The 17,674-nt window shown below is 66.4% G+C and carries 12 protein-coding genes and 1 tRNA gene; 10 read left to right on the top strand and 3 right to left on the bottom strand.

From position 1 onward, the window contains the following. Positions 1-210: 210 nt before the first annotated feature. From CFB46_RS23465 to CFB46_RS23420, 9 genes are all read left to right on the top strand, one after another. Positions 211-1,746, top strand: coding sequence for a catalase (locus CFB46_RS23465; RefSeq protein ID WP_089501442.1), 1,536 nt, complete (start codon positions 211-213; stop codon positions 1,744-1,746). 80 nt (positions 1,747-1,826) lie between these two features. After that, a complete protein-coding gene (locus CFB46_RS23460) occupies positions 1,827-2,438 on the top strand; it encodes an ankyrin repeat domain-containing protein (RefSeq protein WP_089501441.1) in 612 nt (203 codons plus the stop codon). Between the two features lie 81 nt (positions 2,439-2,519). Next, entirely contained in the window at positions 2,520-2,990 is a 471-nt protein-coding gene (locus tag CFB46_RS23455; RefSeq protein ID WP_089501440.1) for a VirK family protein, read from the top strand. A gap of 537 nt (positions 2,991-3,527) precedes the next feature. Then, entirely contained in the window at positions 3,528-4,688 is a 1,161-nt protein-coding gene (locus tag CFB46_RS23450) for an efflux RND transporter periplasmic adaptor subunit (RefSeq protein WP_089501439.1), read from the top strand. Between the two features lie 20 nt (positions 4,689-4,708). Next, a complete protein-coding gene (locus tag CFB46_RS23445) occupies positions 4,709-7,852 on the top strand; it encodes a multidrug efflux RND transporter permease subunit (protein WP_089501438.1) in 3,144 nt (1,047 codons plus the stop codon). 4 nt (positions 7,853-7,856) lie between these two features. Beyond that, positions 7,857-9,287: an efflux transporter outer membrane subunit gene (locus CFB46_RS23440; RefSeq protein WP_089501437.1), complete on the top strand. Its 1,431-nt coding sequence runs from the start codon at positions 7,857-7,859 to the stop codon at positions 9,285-9,287. 101 nt (positions 9,288-9,388) lie between these two features. Next, positions 9,389-10,081, top strand: a complete 693-nt coding sequence (locus CFB46_RS23435; protein ID WP_089501436.1) for a response regulator — start codon at positions 9,389-9,391, stop codon at positions 10,079-10,081. Between the two features lie 119 nt (positions 10,082-10,200). After that, positions 10,201-10,701, top strand: a complete 501-nt coding sequence (locus CFB46_RS23430) for a histidine kinase (protein WP_227789662.1) — start codon at positions 10,201-10,203, stop codon at positions 10,699-10,701. A 626-nt stretch (positions 10,702-11,327) separates the two neighbouring features. Beyond that, a complete protein-coding gene (locus CFB46_RS23420) occupies positions 11,328-13,160 on the top strand; it encodes a S53 family peptidase (RefSeq protein ID WP_089501434.1) in 1,833 nt (610 codons plus the stop codon). A gap of 130 nt (positions 13,161-13,290) precedes the next feature. Here CFB46_RS23420 and CFB46_RS23415 read toward each other — a convergent pair whose 3' ends face one another. Beyond that, positions 13,291-13,941, bottom strand: coding sequence for a pyridoxamine 5'-phosphate oxidase family protein (locus CFB46_RS23415; RefSeq protein ID WP_089501433.1), 651 nt, complete (start codon positions 13,939-13,941; stop codon positions 13,291-13,293). Between the two features lie 235 nt (positions 13,942-14,176). Here CFB46_RS23415 and pdxR point away from each other — a divergent pair, with 235 nt between their 5' ends. Next, positions 14,177-15,643 (top strand): MocR-like pyridoxine biosynthesis transcription factor PdxR, encoded by a 1,467-nt coding sequence (pdxR, locus tag CFB46_RS23410; RefSeq protein ID WP_089501432.1) that lies wholly within the window; start codon positions 14,177-14,179, stop codon positions 15,641-15,643. Between the two features lie 7 nt (positions 15,644-15,650). Here the strand turns inward: pdxR and CFB46_RS23405 are convergent, their stop codons facing one another. Together CFB46_RS23405 and CFB46_RS23400 are read right to left on the bottom strand one after the other, a co-directional pair. Further along, the gene (locus tag CFB46_RS23405; RefSeq protein ID WP_089501431.1) at positions 15,651-17,201 is read right to left on the bottom strand and encodes a phospholipase D family protein; all 1,551 of its coding nucleotides are present in this window, start codon (positions 17,199-17,201) and stop codon (positions 15,651-15,653) included. 311 nt (positions 17,202-17,512) lie between these two features. Further along, positions 17,513-17,591 (bottom strand) — tRNA-Ile (locus CFB46_RS23400). Between the last annotated feature and the right edge of the window lie 83 nt (positions 17,592-17,674).

The raw sequence follows: 17,674 nt of genomic DNA, 5'->3' as shown, positions 1-17,674 counted from the left end.
TCATGCACGCCCGATGCATCATGCGCGCCGCGACGACTCATTGCGCGCGCAACGATACCGCTTCGTTTCTTGCGCAACGAACGGGCGCGCGCCACATCGATGCCACGGCTATCGAAAACATATCGAATATCAATTAGCCAATCGTCTGACGATCTCTTCTAATTCAGTCGGCTTCCCCACCACCGATCGGATTCAAGGAGTTCCATCGTCATGTCCTCAACTTCCCATCGCGTGCTGCGGCACGCAGTCGCCGCGATCTGCGTGGCCCTCTCCGCTTCTCCGTACGCCGCCGAACTCACGCGCGACACCGGCGCGCCCGTGGGCGACAATCAGAATTCGCAGACGGCCGGCCCGACCGGCCCCGTGCTGCTGCAGGACTCCGCGCTCATCGAGAAACTGCAGCGCTTCGATCGCGAGCGCATTCCGGAACGCGTCGTGCACGCACGCGGCACCGGCGCATTCGGCGAGTTCGTGCCGAGCGCCGACATCTCCGACCTGACGAAAGCGAAAGTCTTCACGCCGGGCACCCGCACGCCGGTGTTCGTGCGCTTCTCCACCGTGATGGGCTATCGCGGCTCGCCCGAGCAGGCGCGCGACCCGCGCGGCTTCGCGGTGAAGTTCTATACGCAACAGGGCAACTGGGACATGGTCGGCATCAACTGGCCGGTGTTCTTCATTCGCGACGGCATCAAGTTCCCCGACTTCGTGCACGCGAACAAACCGAGCGCGGTGACCGGCGTGCAGGATCCGAACCTCGCGTTCGACTTCTTCGCGCACACGCCTGAAGCGACTCACATGCTGACGATGCTGTATACGAACGCGGGCATGCCCGATGCGTATCGCCGCATGGACGGCTTCGCGGTGCATGCGTTCAAGTTCGTCAATGCGCAGGGCGACGTGCACTACGTGAAGTTCCACTGGAAGAGCCAGCAAGGCGTACACGGCCTTCGCCCGCAAGAGATCGCCGCATCGATCGGCCGCGACTGGAACATGATGACGAACGACCTGTACGGCGCGCTGAAACAGGGCGATTTCCCGAAGTGGGACCTGTACGTGCAGGTGCTCACGCCGAAGGACCTGAGCCGCTTCGACTTCGACGCGCTCGACGATACGAAGGTCTGGACCGGCGTGCCTGAACGCAAGATCGGCACGATGACGCTCAACCGCGTGCCCGACAACTACTTCCAGTCGACCGAGGAATCGGCCTTCGCGCCGTCGCGGCTCGTGCCGGGCATCGAACCGTCCGAAGACCGGATGCTGCAGGATCGCCTGTTCGCGTACGCCGACACGCAGATGTACCGGCTCGGCGCGAACTACATGGATCTGCCGATCAACCGCCCGGTCGTGCCGGTCGTCAACAACAACCAGGACGGCAAGATGAATGCCGGCGACCGCAAGGGCGAGGTGAATTACGAACCGTCGACGCTGAACGAACTCGCGCAGGATCCGCAGTACAAGTCGGTCCGCATGGCGCTCGGCGGCACGACGCAACAGGAAGCGATCCGCAAGAAACTGCCGTTCCGTCAGGCGGGCGAGTACTACCGTAGCCTGTCGCAGCAGGACAAGGACGATCTCGTCACCGCACTGTCCGGCGATCTCGGCCAGGTGAAGAACGCGCGCAACCAGTACGCGATGCTGTCGTACTTCTACAAGGCCGACGCCGATTACGGTACGCGTCTCGCGCAGGCCGTTCACGCGAACGTCCAGCAAGTGCAGTCGCTCGCGGCGAAGCTGAGCGACGACTGATCCCGCGGCGCCGGTCGCCGCCGACGTGTGCGAGCGCGCCGCGCACGTCGGCCGCCCCCCTTCATCAGGACTTCCTCCCCATGCGATCAGAACGCTTCACCCATGCGATCCGCGCGGCCGCGGCGGCGCTCGCGCTGGCCGCGCTCGCCGGCTGTGCGCACCTGCCCGACCGTCCGGCATACGGCAAGGCCGACCCTGCCGCGCTGCGCCGCTATGACGGCGACTGGTTCGACGCCGCGCGCGTCGGCCGCGTCGATATCCTGCGCGCGTTGCACGACGCAGGCTACCCGGTCGACGCCGTCGACAGCCACGGCTACACGGCCGTGATCCTCGCGTCGTACGACGGCCAGCCCGCGGCGCTCGATTACCTGTTGTCGGCCGGCGCCGATGCGTGCGTCGGCGATCGTCACGGCAACACCGCGCTGATGGGCGCCCTCTTCCGAAACGAGCCCGCCATCGCGCGACGCCTGCTCGACACGCGCTGCCCGATCGACCAGACGAACGGCGCCGGCGAAACCGCGCTGGGGTTCGCGACGCTGTTCAACCGCTTCGAGCTGATTCCGCTGCTCGTCGCGCGTGGCGCGAATCCGAACCATGTCGACCGGCGCGGCCAGTCGCTGCTTCAGCTCGCGCTGACGCACGACAACACGTATGCCGCGGACGCACTGCGACATGCCGGCGCCAAGCCGTAGCGCGACTACGTATCAACCGTCTGAACAATGCGGACACCCCGTGCTATCGTGCCGTTGGTTTCATCGCACGGAGACAGGAAAATGCTGAATCGCTTCGCCATCGTTCTTGTTGCCGCCGGCGCGGCAACCAGTCTCGCGGCAACTGCCGCGAGCCCCCAACCGGACGGCGCCAATTCGTATCGTCAGTTGCGCGCGCGGCTCTTTGCCGGCGTGACGGTCACCGCGATCTTTTCGCCGAACCAGTGCCAGCACGCGCAGCAGGCGGCCACCCAGGCAGCGGCGCCCACCGTGTCGGGTGGCTTCGCGATACGCGACTTCATGGAAGTCGCCGGCAATACGCTCGCGTTCGCCAACCAGCACCTCACCGTCCAGCCAAGCGGCGCGACCGTACTCGAGCTGATCCAGTACCGCGTGATGCAGGATGAAAGTGCAACGGTGACGGTACGTTCGCTTTCGCCCACCACGTACCAGCCTGTCGCGCCCGCGCAGGTTTTCCAGTGCACGCTCGGCGACGGCCTTCGTTTCTCGTACGCGTGGCGAGATCGCGACTGACGCAGGGACTTCGTAGCGGATGCGGAATTTCGCACGGAAACAGCAGGAGTACTACGAAACTAGGGTGACGTACGGAACAGGCAAATCGTCCCGGACGTCATCCGAACACACGTTCAGACTCAAAAACGCGTCGGGAAGACGTTAGAACGCGATCCGCTCCGGATCGGGATGTTCGAACCCGCCCCCCCTGAAGAAAGACGCGCCCCATTCGCTGCACAAGGCCACTTCGATATCTCGCAACGCCAGGGCCGGATCCTGACAGCGACCGGCCGATGGCGCGGTTGTCTCCGCGCCGCACTCGACAGCATCCAATCACACCGCGCCGCCGACGCGACGCCGAGCCCCTGCGTGCGCGCCAGGCCCGTCGTCGCCAGCCAGCGTCGCCGCCACGCCTCGTCCGACCACTCCCCCCGCCGCGATCGTTTTTCGCCGCCTCCATCGAATCTCCATCTTTCCGCATAAAAGACACCAACTACGCGCGTCAGACTCCAGTCCGTCAAAGCAGGCAGTGGTCTGCCTGCGCTTCCTGGAGTCGCTATGAAGAATCAGAAACGATGCTGCCCCGGCGCCGTATGCGCGCTGGTGGCGGCAATGCTGGCGGGTTGCGGGCCGTCCGAACGGCAAGCCGCCGCGCCGGCCACACCTGTGGCGTCCATGACCGTGGCCGCCACGCGCGTCGACGTGACCGAAGACCTGCCGGGCCGCGTCGCGGCCGTGCGGGTGGCCGAGATCCGGCCGCAGGTGAGCGGCATCGTGCAACGCCGGCTGTTCGAACAAGGCACCGAAGTACGTCCGGGCCAGCCGCTGTTCCAGATCAATCCGGCGCCGTTCAAGGCGGAGATGGACACGGCCGCCGCATCGCTGCAGCGTGCGCAGGCCGCACTCGAACGCGCGAAGGTGCAGACCGCACGCTTCAAGCCGCTCGTCGAGGCCGATGCGATCAGCCGCCAGGTATACGACGACGCCGTATCGCAACGCGACCAGGCCGCGGCCGACGTCGCGCAGGCCCGCGCGACGCTTGCGCGTCGCCAGCTCGACCTGAAGTTCGCCACCGTGGAAGCGCCGATCGCCGGCCGCATCGACCAGGCGCTCGTGACCGAAGGCGCGCTGGTGTCGAGCGGCGACGGTCAGCCGATGGCGCGCATCCAGCAGATCGACCAGGTATACGTCGACGTGCGCCAGCCGGCCGCCTCGCTCGAAGCGCTGCGCGACGCACTCGCCGCTCAACCGCAAGCGCCGGACAGCAACGGCTTGCCGGTGGACGTGCTGCGCGACGACGACACGCGCTACGACGTAAAGGGCCGCATGCTGTTCTCGGGCGTCAACGTCGATCCGGGCACCGGTGACGTGCTGCTGCGCGTGCTGGTCGACAACCCGAAGCGCCAGTTGCTGCCGGGCATGTACGTACGCGCCCGCATTCCGCGCGCGCACTACGCCAACGCCCTGATGGTGCCGCAACAGGCCATCGTGCGCGCCGGCGGCAAGCCGCAGGTGTGGGTGCTCGACGCGAAAGGCAACGCGCACCTGAAGGCCGTCGAAGTCGGCGAGCTCATGAACCGCAGCTACCGCATCAAGTCGGGCCTGCAGGCCGGCCAGAAGATCGTCGTCGAAGGCATGGAACGCCTCGCCGACGGCGCACCGGCCGCCGCAACCGACTGGAAGTCGCCTGACGCGGCCGCCGCCGCGTCCGCGCACTGAGTCACGAGGAGCCTCCCGTCATGGCTGAATTCTTTATCCGCCGCCCGGTCTTTGCGTGGGTGATCGCCCTCTTCATCATCCTGATGGGGCTGATCGCGATCCCGCAACTGCCGGTCGCGCGCTACCCGTCGGTCGCCCCGCCGTCCGTCACGATCACCGCGAACTATCCGGGCGCCACGCCGCAGACGATGAACGACGGCGTGCTGAGCCTCATCGAGCGCGAACTGTCCGGCGTCAAGAACCTGCTGTACTTCGAATCGTCGGCCGACACCTCCGGCAGCGCGCAGATCACCGTGACGTTCAAGCCGGGCACCGATCCGGCGATGGCGCAGGTCGACGTGCAGAACAAGATCAAGTCGATCGAGCCGCGCCTGCCGGCCGCCGTGCGCCAGAACGGGCTGATCGTCGAATCCGCGTCGTCCGGCTTCCTGATACTGATCGGCCTGCGCTCCGACAGCGGCCGCTTCGACGAAGGTGCGCTCGCCGACTACATGGCGCGCAGCGTATCCGAGGAGCTGCGGCGCATCGACGGCGTCGGGCGTGTGCTCCAGTTCGGCTCCGAACGTGCGATGCGCATCTGGGTCGATCCGCAGAAGCTGATCAATTTCGGCCTGTCGATGGGCGACCTGACGACCGCGATCGGCCAGCAGAACGTGCAGATCGCGCCGGGCAGCCTCGGTGCGCTACCCGCGCTGCCGGGCCAGCGCGTGACCGTGCCGCTCACCGCGCAGGGGCAGCTCACCACGCCGGAAGAATTCGCGAAGGTCGTGCTGCGCGCGAACGCGGACGGCTCGAAGGTCGTGCTCGGCGACGTCGCGCGCGTCGAACTCGGCTCGCAGAACTACATGTTCGTGAGCCGCGAGAACAACCGGCCGGCCACGCTCGCCGGCGTGCAGCTCGCACCGGGCGCCAATGCCGTGAAGACGGCGGACGCGATCCGCACGCGCATGGCCGAACTGAGCAAGTCGATGCCGTCGGGCATGACCTACTCGATCCCGCTCGACACGTCGCCGTTCGTGAAAATCTCGATCGAAAAGGTGCTCGCCACGCTGTTCGAGGCGATGGTGCTCGTGTTCCTCGTGATGTACCTGTTCCTGCAGAACGTGCGCTATACGCTGATCCCGGCCATCGTCGCGCCGGTCGCGATGCTCGGCACCTTTGCGGTGATGCTGCTGACCGGCTTCTCGATCAACGTGCTGACGATGTTCGGCATGGTGCTCGCGATCGGCATCATCGTCGACGATGCGATCGTCGTCGTCGAGAACGTCGAGCGCCTGATGGCCGAGGAAGGACTGTCGCCGAAGGACGCGACGTCGAAGGCGATGAAGGAAATCACGGGCGCGATCGTCGGCATCACGCTGGTGCTGACCGCGGTGTTCCTGCCGATGGCGATGGCGAGCGGCTCGGTCGGCGTGATCTACAAGCAGTTCACGCTGTCGATGGCCGTGTCGATCCTGTTCTCCGCGCTGCTGGCGCTGACGCTCACGCCGGCCCTGTGCGCGACGCTGCTCAAGCCGCTTGCACCGGGCCATCACGAGAAGCGCGGCTTCTTCGGCTGGTTCAACCGCCGCTTCGATCGCCTGACGAAATGGTACGAGACGCGCGTCGGCCGCCTGGTCGGTCGCATGGGCCGCATGATGCTGGTGTTCGTCGCGATCGCGGGCGCGCTGGTGTTCGGCTTTCGCAGCCTGCCGTCGTCGTTCCTGCCGGACGAGGACCAGGGCTACTTCATCACCAGCTTTCTGCTGCCCTCGGACGCTACCGCCGAGCGTACGCACGACGTGGTCAAGACGCTGGAAAAGCATCTTGCTTCGCGTCCGGCCATCCAGTCGAGCATTTCCGTGATTGGCTACGGCTTCTCGGGCCAGGGTCCGAACGCGGCGATCAACTGGTCCGTGATGAAGGACTGGAAAAACCGCGGCGGCGCATCGACCCTCGAGGAAGGCATGCTCGCGCAGCAAGCGATGGCCGGCGTGACCGAAGGCACGGTGATGAGCCTGCTGCCGCCGGCGATCGACGAACTCGGTAACAGCTCGGGCTTCTCGATGCGCCTCGAAGACCGCGCCAACCAGGGCACGGCCGCGCTCAAGGCCGCGGAAGCCAAGCTGCTCGAACTCGCCGCGCAAAGCAGGATCGTGACCGGCGTGTACCCGGACAGCCTGCCGGCCGGCACGAGCATCCGCCTCGAGATCGACCGCGCGAAGGCGCAGGCGCTCGGCGTGTCGTTCACGACGCTCAGCGACTCGCTGTCGACCGCGATGGGCTCCACCTACGTGAACGACTTCCCGAACGCCGGCCGCATGCAGCAGGTGATCATCCAGGCCGACGCGCCGGCGCGCATGCAGATCGACAACGTGATGAAGCTGTACGTGCGCAACGCGGCAGGCGGCATGGTGCCGCTGTCCGAAGTGGTGCGCCCGGTGTGGACCGAAACGCCGCTGCAGATGGTGCGCTTCAAGGGCTACCCGTCCGCGCGGATCTCGGGCACCGCCGCCCCCGGCCAGTCGAGCGGCGCGGCGATGGCCGAGATGGAGCGTCTCGCCGCGCAACTGCCGCCGGGCTTCGCGGTCGAGTGGACCGGCCAGTCGCTGCAGGAACGCCAGTCGGCGTCGCAGGCGCCGATGCTGATGGTGCTGTCGATGATCGTCGTTTTCCTGGTGCTCGCCGCGCTGTACGAAAGCTGGTCGATCCCGCTGTCGGTGATGCTGGTGGTGCCGCTCGGCCTGATCGGCGCGATCGGCGCGGTGCTGCTGCGCGGCTTGCCGAACGACGTGTTCTTCAAGGTCGGGATGATCACCGTGATCGGCCTGTCCGCGAAGAACGCGATCCTGATTGTCGAGTTCGCGAAGCAGTTGCGCGAGGAAGGCAAGGGATTGATCGAGGCAGCCGTGCAGGCGTCGAAGCTGCGCCTGCGCCCGATCCTGATGACCTCGCTCGCGTTCGGCCTCGGCGTCGTACCGCTGATGATCGCGACCGGCGCCAGCGCCGAGACGCAGCACGCGATCGGCACCGGCGTGTTCGGCGGCATGGTGACCGCCACGGTGCTGGCCATTTTCTTCGTCCCTGTTTTCTTTGTGTTCGTGATGAGCATCCAGGAGCGCATCGGCGCATGGCGGGCTTCCCGCAAGCAGCCGGCCGCCCCGAATCACGGACAGGAAGGTTGATGCCATGCGATTGCTTATTCTTCCCCTCGTCCTCGCGCTGTCGGCCTGCTCGCTCGCGCCGACGCTGGTCAAACCCTCGATGCCGGTACCGACGGCCTACACGTCCGCCGCTGCCGCCGATCTCGCCGCGAATGCCGCCGATCTCGGCTGGCGCACGATGTTCGGCGACCGCCGCCTGCAGCGCCTGATCGAGCTCGCGCTCGACAACAACCGCGACCTGCGCGTGGCGGCGCTGAACGTCGAGGCCGCCGAAGCGCAGTACGGCATCCAGCGCGCCGCGCGTCTGCCGTCGATCGGCGCCGGCGCGAACTTCACGCGCCAGCGTACGTCGGACGACACGCAGTCGAATCCGCCGCTGCTCGGCACGACGCAGAACCAGTACGGCGTGAACGTCGGCATCAGCGCGTTCGAGATCGACCTGTTCGGCCGCGTGAAGTCGCAATCGGATGCCGCGTTCGCGCGCTATCTGGCCACCGATCACGGCCGCCGCGCGGTGCAGATCTCGCTCGTCGGCGGCGTGGCGGACGCGTACTTCGCCGAACGCCTCGCGCACGAGCAACGCCGGTTGTCCGAGCGCACGCTCGCCGACTGGCGACAATCGCTCGATCTCGCGCGCCGCCTGAAGGAAGCGCATCAGGCGAGCGGCGTCGACATCGCGCAGGCCGAAGGCCAGGTCGCGAGTGCGACGGCCGATCTCGAAGCGCGCACGCGCGCCGTCGAGCAGGCGCGCAACGCGCTGCGCCTGCTGGTCGGCGCCGAGTTGCCGAAGGATCTCCCCGAGCCGCTGCCGCTTCAGCAGCAACCGGTGATGACGCAACTGCCGGCCGGCCTGCCGTCCGAACTGCTGTTTCGGCGCCCTGATATCCAGCAGGCCGAACAAAATCTCGTCGCCGCGAATGCGGACATCGGCGCCGCGCGCGCCGCGTTCTTCCCGCGCCTGTCGCTGACGTCGTCGATCGGTTTCCTCAGCCCCGCGATGGGCAGCCTGTTCGACGGCGGCCAGCGTGCGTGGAGCTTCGCGCCGCAGGTCACGGTGCCGATCTTCCAGGCCGGCCGGCTGCGCTCCGAGCTGCGTCTCGCGCAAGTGCGCAAGTCCAGCGCGATCGCCGAATACGAACGCGCGATCCAGGCCGCGTTCCGCGAAGTGGCCGACGGCATCGCCGGGCGCGAGACGTTCGGCCGCCAGATCGAAGCGCAGACGCGCGTGGTCGGGTCGGCCGAACGCCGCACCGACCTGTCGAACCTGCGCTATCGCGCGGGTGTCGAGGGGCGGCTGGAGTTGCTCGATTCGCAGCGGCAACTCTATGCGGCACGGCAGGCGCTACTCGACCTGCGCCGCAGCGAGCTCGGCAACGCCGTTGCGCTGTACAAGGCGCTCGGCGGCGGCCTGACGGACCAGGACGTCGCGCCGTCGAAGCGCGTGGTGCAGAACTGAACGACCGACGCCGTTGCGTCCCGCGCGGCAGCGTGGCGGAACGGCGCGCCCCGGCCCGGCAACGGGCCGCCCCGACTGTTCGACATCGCACGGCATACTCCATGACGAATTCGCTGATACTGATTGCAGAAGACGAGCCCGACATCTCGGACATCCTCGATGCGTACCTGAAGCACGACGGCTTTCGCACCTACCGCGTCGCCGACGGGCAAGCGGTGCTCGACATGCAACCGCACCTGAAGCCCGACCTGATCCTGCTCGACGTGAAGATGCCGCGAAAAAACGGCTGGGACGTGCTCGCCGAGCTGCGACGGCGCGACGATACGCCCGTCGTCGTCGTCACCGCGTTCGATCGCGACCTCGACCGGCTGCAGGCACTGCACGCCGGCGCGGACGACTACATCGTCAAGCCGTTCAACCCGGCCGAAGTCGTCGCGCGGTTGCGCGCGATCCTGCGCCGGTCCGCCGCGCCACCGACCCTGCGCATGCTGCGCGTCGGCGACCTCGAGATCGACACCGACAGCTACCTGGCCCGCGTGCGCACGGCGGGCACCGAGGTGCCGATCACGCTGACGCTGACGGAGTTCCGGCTGCTCGCGCACATGGCGAGATCGCCGAGCCGCGTGTTCACGCGCGGCGAGTTGCTCGATGCGTGCATGGCCGACACGAGCGCGCTGGAGCGCACCATCGACAGCCACATCTGCAGGCTGCGCAAGAAACTCGAACAGGCCGGCGCGCCGGGCATGCCCGAAGTGATGCGCGGCGTCGGCTACCGGCTGCGAGGCGTGCAGTGACGCCGTCGGCACGACCCGGCCGGCAAATCGGACGGGCGATCGGCCTCGCCGCGATCGTCGTCGTGCTGCTCGCCTGCACCGTCGCGTTCTTCGTCCATGCACTGCATGCGCCGGCAGCGTTGCCGCACGACGCGCCGGCCGAGGCGATGCTCCGCGGTGCGTCCACTTGCCTGGTGCCGGCGACGGTGCTGTTCGTCTGCCTGCTGGCCGCCGCGTTCGACCTGCTCAGGCTGATCCGACATATGCTCGCGACGCTCGACGCCATCGCGGACACCGCCGGCCGGATCGTCACCGGCGATCCGTCGGCGCGCACGGTTTGCCGCGACGGCTGCCCGGCCGACCTGTCGCGTTTCATCGAGCATTTCAATGCAATGACTCATTCAATGAAACCCACGAACCCATCCGACGCGACGGCCACCGTCGCCAGCAACGATCACGTCACGAGCACACAGCTCGCTGAACTCGAAAACCGGCTCGACGCCATCAGGACGCTCGCCACCGATGCGGACGCTTCCTCGCGCGACGCGCTGCTTCAGCATGTCGACGAACTGTTCCGGTTCGTCGACGACCTTCAGGTCACCGAACGACAGGCGCGCGCGATTCGAGCATTGCCTCGATGACGATCCGCCGTTTAAACACGCATCGGAAAGGATCGGCGAGTCTCGTTCGGCATTCCAGCGTAGTCGGTTTCGAACATTACAAAATACCGCCGATCTTTTCAAAATCATTGCGACTTATTCGATTTAATTTTATTTCATATAATCAAAAAAAGTTTGACATCGCGCTTTCATTCTTGATACCGTCCGATGCAAGCAATCCGACGGATTGCCCGCCACGCAATCGATTCCGCTCCACGCTTTTTCGTTTCCGCTGCACCGAAGTACGCGCCGCCGAATGATTCGTTCGCCCGCCGGCGCGTGCAGGATCCCGATGTATTTCACTGGACGGCTGCCATCCGGCAGCGGGTCGAAGGATCGAATCAAATGAGAAGGACAACGAAGCTGTTGCTCTAGCAATCCCGCCCGCGCCGAATCCGGCGCGACTGCCCCGCCCCGCGGCGCAGCCTTTCCGTTACCGCTTTTCGTATTTCGCCCCCGGACAAAAAACGCTTTCCGGATCGGGCGAAAGGCCCTGTCGCGTCCGTGCCATCCGCGCGCATGCGACAGAAAACTGCGGTGCATGACCCGCACCGCTGTCGACCGTTGTTGTTCGTGCCGTTCGTTGTTCAACCGGAGGGGTAATTCAAATGAATCAGGTTGCAGACAAGAAACAAAAGCACATTCGCATCGCCAAACTCGCATTCGCCGCCGCAGCAGCCGCGTCGTTCGGCATGGCGACCGCCCATGCCGCGCCTGCGGCCGGGTGGACGGAAACGCGCACCAAGGGGTTCCTGCCGCTCGTGCAGCAGAACGAAGCCGGCACGGCCGGCGCGCCCGCCGCGAGCACGGCTGCCGCAGCCGCCGCGGCGATCGACATGGCGGCCGGCGAATCGGTGGACATCGTGCTCGGGCTGAACCTGCGCAACGAAGCACAGCTCGACCAGTACCTGCGCGACCTGCATACGCTCGGCTCGCCGCACTACCGGCAGTTCCTGACGCCGGCACAATTCGCCGCGCAATATGCGCCGACCGACCAGCAGGTCGCGTCCGTCGTCGCCCATCTGCGCAAGGCAGGCTTCGTGAATATCGTAGTCGCGCCGAACCGGCTGCTGGTCTCCGCGTCCGGCACCGCGGGAACCGTCCAGTCCGCGTTCCGCACGACCCTCAAGCGCTTCACGCGCAACGGCCGCAACGTGTATGCGAACACCGACGCCGCGCAAGTGCCGAACGCGATCGGCAACATCGTCGGCGCGGTGCTCGGCCTGCAGAACGTCGAGCTCATGCATACGGGCGCGGGCGGCAAACCGCAAGGCAACACCAGCAACCTGACGATCCCGGCCGGCGCGTCGGCGGTGCCGCACAACCCGACCGAGTTCTCGTCGATCTACGGCGGCGACGGCACGCCGACGGCCTCGCAGACCACGGTCGGCATCATCTCCGAAGGCGACCTGTCGCAGACGGTGAGCGACCTCGATACGTTCGCCGCGAACAACGGCCTCGGCACGATCAGCAGCAGCATCGTGAAGACGGGCCCGGCCGGCAGTTCGTACACCGACACCGACGGCACCGTCGAATGGAACCTCGACAGCCAGTCGATCGTCGGTACGGCGGGCGGCAGCGTGAAGCAGGTCGTGTTCTACGCCGCGCCGTCGATGACGCTCACCGCGATCACGGCCGCGTACAACAAGGCCGTGACCGACAACGTCGCGAAAGTGATCAACGTGTCGCTCGGCGTATGCGAATCGTCCGCGTACAGCACCGGTTCGCAGGCCACCGACGACACCATCTTCAAGCAGGCGGTCGCGCAAGGGCAAACCTTCTCGGTTTCCGCCGGCGACCACGGCGCGTACGAATGCGCGAGCGGCACGCCGTCGCGCTCGACCTACACGGTGAGCGAGCCGGCCACGTCGCCGTACGTGATCGCGGTGGGCGGCACGACGCTGTTCACCAATACGTCGACCAATGCGTACAACAGCGAAATCGTCTGGAACGATCCGAGCTGGCAGCCGGGCACCGTATGGTCGACGGGCGGCGGGTACAGCAAGTACGAGGCCGCGCCGACGTGGCAGTCGTCGACCCTCACCGGCTCGACCAAGCGCGCGCTACCCGACGTCGGCTTCGACGCCGACCTGCGCACGGGCGCGATTCTCGTCGTGAACGGCCAGACGTCCGACACGCTGTGGGGGTCGGGCTACCTGAACAACGAAGGCGGCACGAGCCTCGCCGCGCCGATCTTCACGGGCATCTGGGCGCGGCTGCAGTCGGCCAACAACAATGCGCTCGGGTTCCCCGCGTCGAGTATCTACAAGTATTTCCCGACCAACGCGGCGCTGCTGCACGACGTCACGTCCGGCAACAACGGCAGCGGCACTTACGGCTACAAGGCGAAAGCCGGGTGGGATGCGACGACGGGCTTCGGCAGCGTGAACATCTCGAAGCTGAACGCGTTCATCCAGAGCACGTCGGATTTCGCGCGCTGATGGGCCATTGACCGAACCGGATGCGGGAGCGCGACGTATCGTACGCAACCGCGTCCGACGACCCGCGAAGGCTGCGAAGCCGTCGCGGGTTCCCTGCTTGCGGCGTCCGATGCCGGCCTTGCCGCGCCGCTCAATCGGCCCAGTTCCGGACATAATCCGGCACCGGCACGTTACCGTCGGCATGAACCGGCGCGCCGCGTGCCGTCTTCAACGGCAAGATCCCGGCCCAGACCGCGAGCCCCAGATCCTCTTCCTTGTCGGACGGCAGCGAATCGCTGATTTTCACGGCCGCTTCCGCCATCGACATCCGCAGCACGCTGGTCGCATTGATTTCCTTCGAATTTCCCGGCCGCGCTTCGTGCTTGCGGCCCGGCGCGATCTTGTCCATCAACGCATCCAGCGCGGCGAGTTTTGCCGCGCTGCCCTCGATCACGTCGAACTGCCCGTAGATCACCGCGGATCGATAATTCATCGAATGATTGAAGGCGGACCTCGCCAGCACGAGGCCGTCCAGCAGCGTCATCGCGACGCAAGCCTGCGTGCCGCCCGCCAGCGCCTTGATCATCCGGCTGCCGTTGGACCCGTGGATATAGAGGTCGTCGCCCCTTCTCCAGTGCGCGGTCGGGATGCAGTGCGTGTCCTGCCCGTCGCCGAACGCGATGTGACAGACGTACGCGTCGTCCACGATGCGGTGGAGCATCGTGCGGTCGTGGCTCGCCAGCTCAGGCAGCCGGCGAATGGTCGTACGGGGCGTGGAAGAGAGAGTGGTCCGATCGTTCATATATTCGTACTGCGAAGTTAATTGTATCGGCATCGTGCCGTATCCGTGCGTGAACGCGTGGCTGCCCGGCCCATCGACAGTCGCTTGCCGAATCGAGCAAAATACGCGCGTACCCCAATCCGTGCCGATTGCTAAAAATGCGCGTGCACCGGCCTGCCCCGCGAGAACGTGAACGATACGATGCGCGCGGCATCGTCGAAAGAACCAGCACAAGGAAAATTTCTGGAACCAGCCCATGGATCTCGCGCTGCTCATCTCCTCGCTTTCCAGACAGGACAGCGCGACAACGCATAGCCGGCAAGAAGCCCTCTACCGCAGCCTGCGCGACATGCTGCTGGACGGCCGCCTTCCGCCCGGCACGCGGCTCGCGTCGACGCGCGTGCTTGCGGCCGAACTGGGCATCGCGCGCAATTCCGCGGTCTATGCGTACGAGCGCCTGGCCGAGGAAGGCTTCGTGGCGGCCACGCGCAACGGCACGATCACGTTGTGGGACGGATGCGGCCGGCCGAGCGCCGGCCATGAGGACGGCCCCGCACCGGTTCACCTGTCGGCGCGCGTGCACGGGCTGGAGAATGCCGATCCCGAGCCCGAACGCATGCTGCCGTTCGTCCCCGGCCTCCCGTCCCTCGACGAATTCCCGGTCGCCCAGTGGCGCCGTTGCATCGAGCGTGCGTGGAAGACCATCACGCCCGCCCGGCTGGCGTACGGGCCGGTGGAAGGGCTGCCCGAACTGCGGCGCGCGGTGGCCGCGTACATTCGCGTCTCGCGCGGCGTGCGCTGCGACGCGGACCAGGTATTCATCACCGACGGCACGCAGAGCAGCCTCGAACTCTGCGCGCGCATGCTCGCGAATCCCGGCGAATACGGCTGGCTCGAGAACCCTTGCTACAACGGCGCGCGGACCGCGTTCCGGTCGACCGGCCTGATTCCCGTGCCGATCGAGGTCGATCGCGACGGCATGGCGCCGACCGACGAGCAGTGGCGCACCCGCCCGCCCCGGCTGATCTATACGACACCGTCGCACCAGTACCCGCTCGGCGCGCTGATGAGCCCCCGGCGGCGCGCGGCGCTCGTCGAGCGCGCCCGCGCATGCGGCGCATGGATCATCGAGGACGATTACGACAGCGAATTCCGTCACGGCGGCCAGCCGCTGCCCGCGATCCAGGGCCTGCATGCCGATGCCCCGGTGTGCTATCTCGGCACGTTCAGCAAGACGATGTTTCCCGCGCTTCGGCTCGGTTTCATGGTGGTGCCGCCGGTGCTCGTCGAACGCTTCACGAGAACGCTGCGCGAACTCGTCCATCGCGGTCACTCGGCCGACCAGTTGGCGATGGCCGAGTTCATCGATACCGGCCTGTTCGCGCGGCATCTGCGGAAGATGCGGGCGCTCTACGCCGACCGGCGCAGCAGCCTCGAAGCGGCGCTCGCTCGCCATCTCGGCACGTCGCTGAGCGTGCGGGAAAGCCCGGGCGGCATGCATCTTTCCGCGGATCTCGCGGCGCCGCTGCACGATACCGACGTCGCGCGCACGGCAACCGCCCAGGGATTGTTGCTGCAACCGTTGAGCAGCTACTGCGTCGGCGACGGCCTCCGGTACAACGGCTTCGTGCTCGGCTATTCCGGGCTGAGCGACGCGACGATCGAGACAGCCGCGGTACAGTTCGCGAACGTCATCGACCAGCACCGCCGCGCGCGGCGCTGAATGTCGCTCACAATTGCGATTCGATCGGAAACAGCCCGAGAAACCACACTTCCATCCGCCGCGGGGCGGACACTTCCGGCTCATGATCGATCTCGGTGATCTTCCCGTCCGCATCGGTCTGAATCCACTTGAGTTGCCCTTTGCCGGCCGGATCGGTTCTCGCCTCGACACGCCATGCGATCTGGTCGAGCCGCGCCTCCAGATCGTTGGCGACCTGCGACGCGATCGCGGGACTCTCGCAGTAGACGCCGATCTCCGTATTGAGGTTCAGCGAGCGCGGATCGAGATTCATCGACCCGATGAAGATGCTCGTGTGATCGAACACGTAGGTCTTGGCGTGCAGCGACGCGCGCGACGAGCCGACGATGACCTGCTTCGAAATGCTCTTGTCGCCCGATGGCCGGCGCTCGTAAAGCCGCACGCCCGCGTTCACCAGATCGCTTCGATAGCGCCGGTAGCCGGCATGCACGGCCGCCACGTCGGTCGAGGCGAGCGAGTTGGTCAGCACCGTCACGCGCACGCCGCGCGCCGTGAGCGCGCGCAGCCGCTCGACCACCTCCTTGCCCGGCACGAAATACGGCGACACGATCAGCAGGTCGTGCCGGGGCTGCAGCGCCAGCGCACGCAACTGCGGCATCAGGTGCCCGTCGCTGTCCTTCGGCGCGTGCGCGATCTTCGACGGATCGTCGTACAGCACCGTCGCATGCCCCCACGACAGCTCCGTGCCTTGCCCGTGGACGATCCGGTCGAGTCGCTGCCGGGCCTCGAGCACGTACGGATTGTCCTCCATGGCCCTCAGGTAATCGCGCAACCGTTCGCGCTCGCGGTCGAGCCCGCCCGGCGCCGCATCGTGCCCGACCAGCGTATCGACCGGATACGCGTACGGCGAATTCCAGAACGTATCGAATTCGGTCGAGATGTCCTTCACGACCGGGCCGTGAACGACGACGTCAAGATCGCCGAACTCCAGCATCGACGATGCGCCGAAATATTCGTCGCCGATATTGCGGCCGCCGACGATTGCCGCCTGGTTGTCCGCGATCATCGCCTTGTTGTGCATGCGCCGATTGACGCGCGAGAACTCGAACACGGTGCCGATCTTCTTGAACCGGCGCGTGGCCACCGGATTGAACAGCCGGATCTCGATGTTCGGATGCGAGCTGATTTCGAGCAGCTTGCGGTCGTCCGCGTTGGTGCCGAGATCGTCGAGCAGTGCGCGCACGCGCACGCCGCGATCGGCCGCGCGAATGATCGCATCGGCCAGTTCGTGCCCGGTCAGGTCGTCGTGCCAGATGTAGTACTGCAGGTCGAGCGAGCGGTCCGCGCGATCGGCGAGCAGCACGCGCGCATCCAGCGCGTCGACCGGATCGGTCAGCAAATGAAACGCGTCCTGCCCCGGATGGGCGGCAGCCTGCTGACGAAATGCCATGCCGAGGCGCGTATCGTCGGTATCGGTGAATGCATGCGTCAGCGCGCGGTCGGCCTGCGGCGGCAGGCTCGCGCATGCGACGAGCATCAGCAACGAAAGAATCGCACCCCACGAACGCAGCATGATCATGTTGGCCGCCCAATGTCGGGCGAAGTCGGATTGTGTTTGTTCTGGCTGGCTGCCGGACGGAGCGCGGCGCTGGTCCACGGTATGCGCGCTACGGACCGGCGTGCGACCGGATCGCGCTACAGCATACTTCGATTGATATCGCGGCGGCACGCTTTCGGTGTTTCCGCGGTGGCGAAGATGCGACATGCGGCGCCGGCGCGCACGCGTTCAATACGTTCGACACATTCAGGCGACGCACCCAAGAAAAAACCCGCGACGCCGTGCGGCATCGCGGGTTTCGACGCTTCCCCGGACAACCGTGGAAGCGAATCTGGTGGGCCCCCCGGGAGTCGAACCCGGCACCAACGAATTATGAGTTCGCTGCTCTAACCAAGCATGAGCTAGGGGCCCAGACGAGAAGCAAAGCGTGCTACACGCTGCCCCGGCAACGAGGCCGGGCCGGCATTGTAACAACAAAGACGACGGAGGGAACG

The organism is Burkholderia sp. HI2761 (assembly GCF_002223355.1).
In the GTDB taxonomy this organism is placed as follows: Bacteria; Pseudomonadota; Gammaproteobacteria; order Burkholderiales; family Burkholderiaceae; genus Burkholderia.
This window is presented reverse-complemented; position numbering and strand designations above follow the sequence as displayed.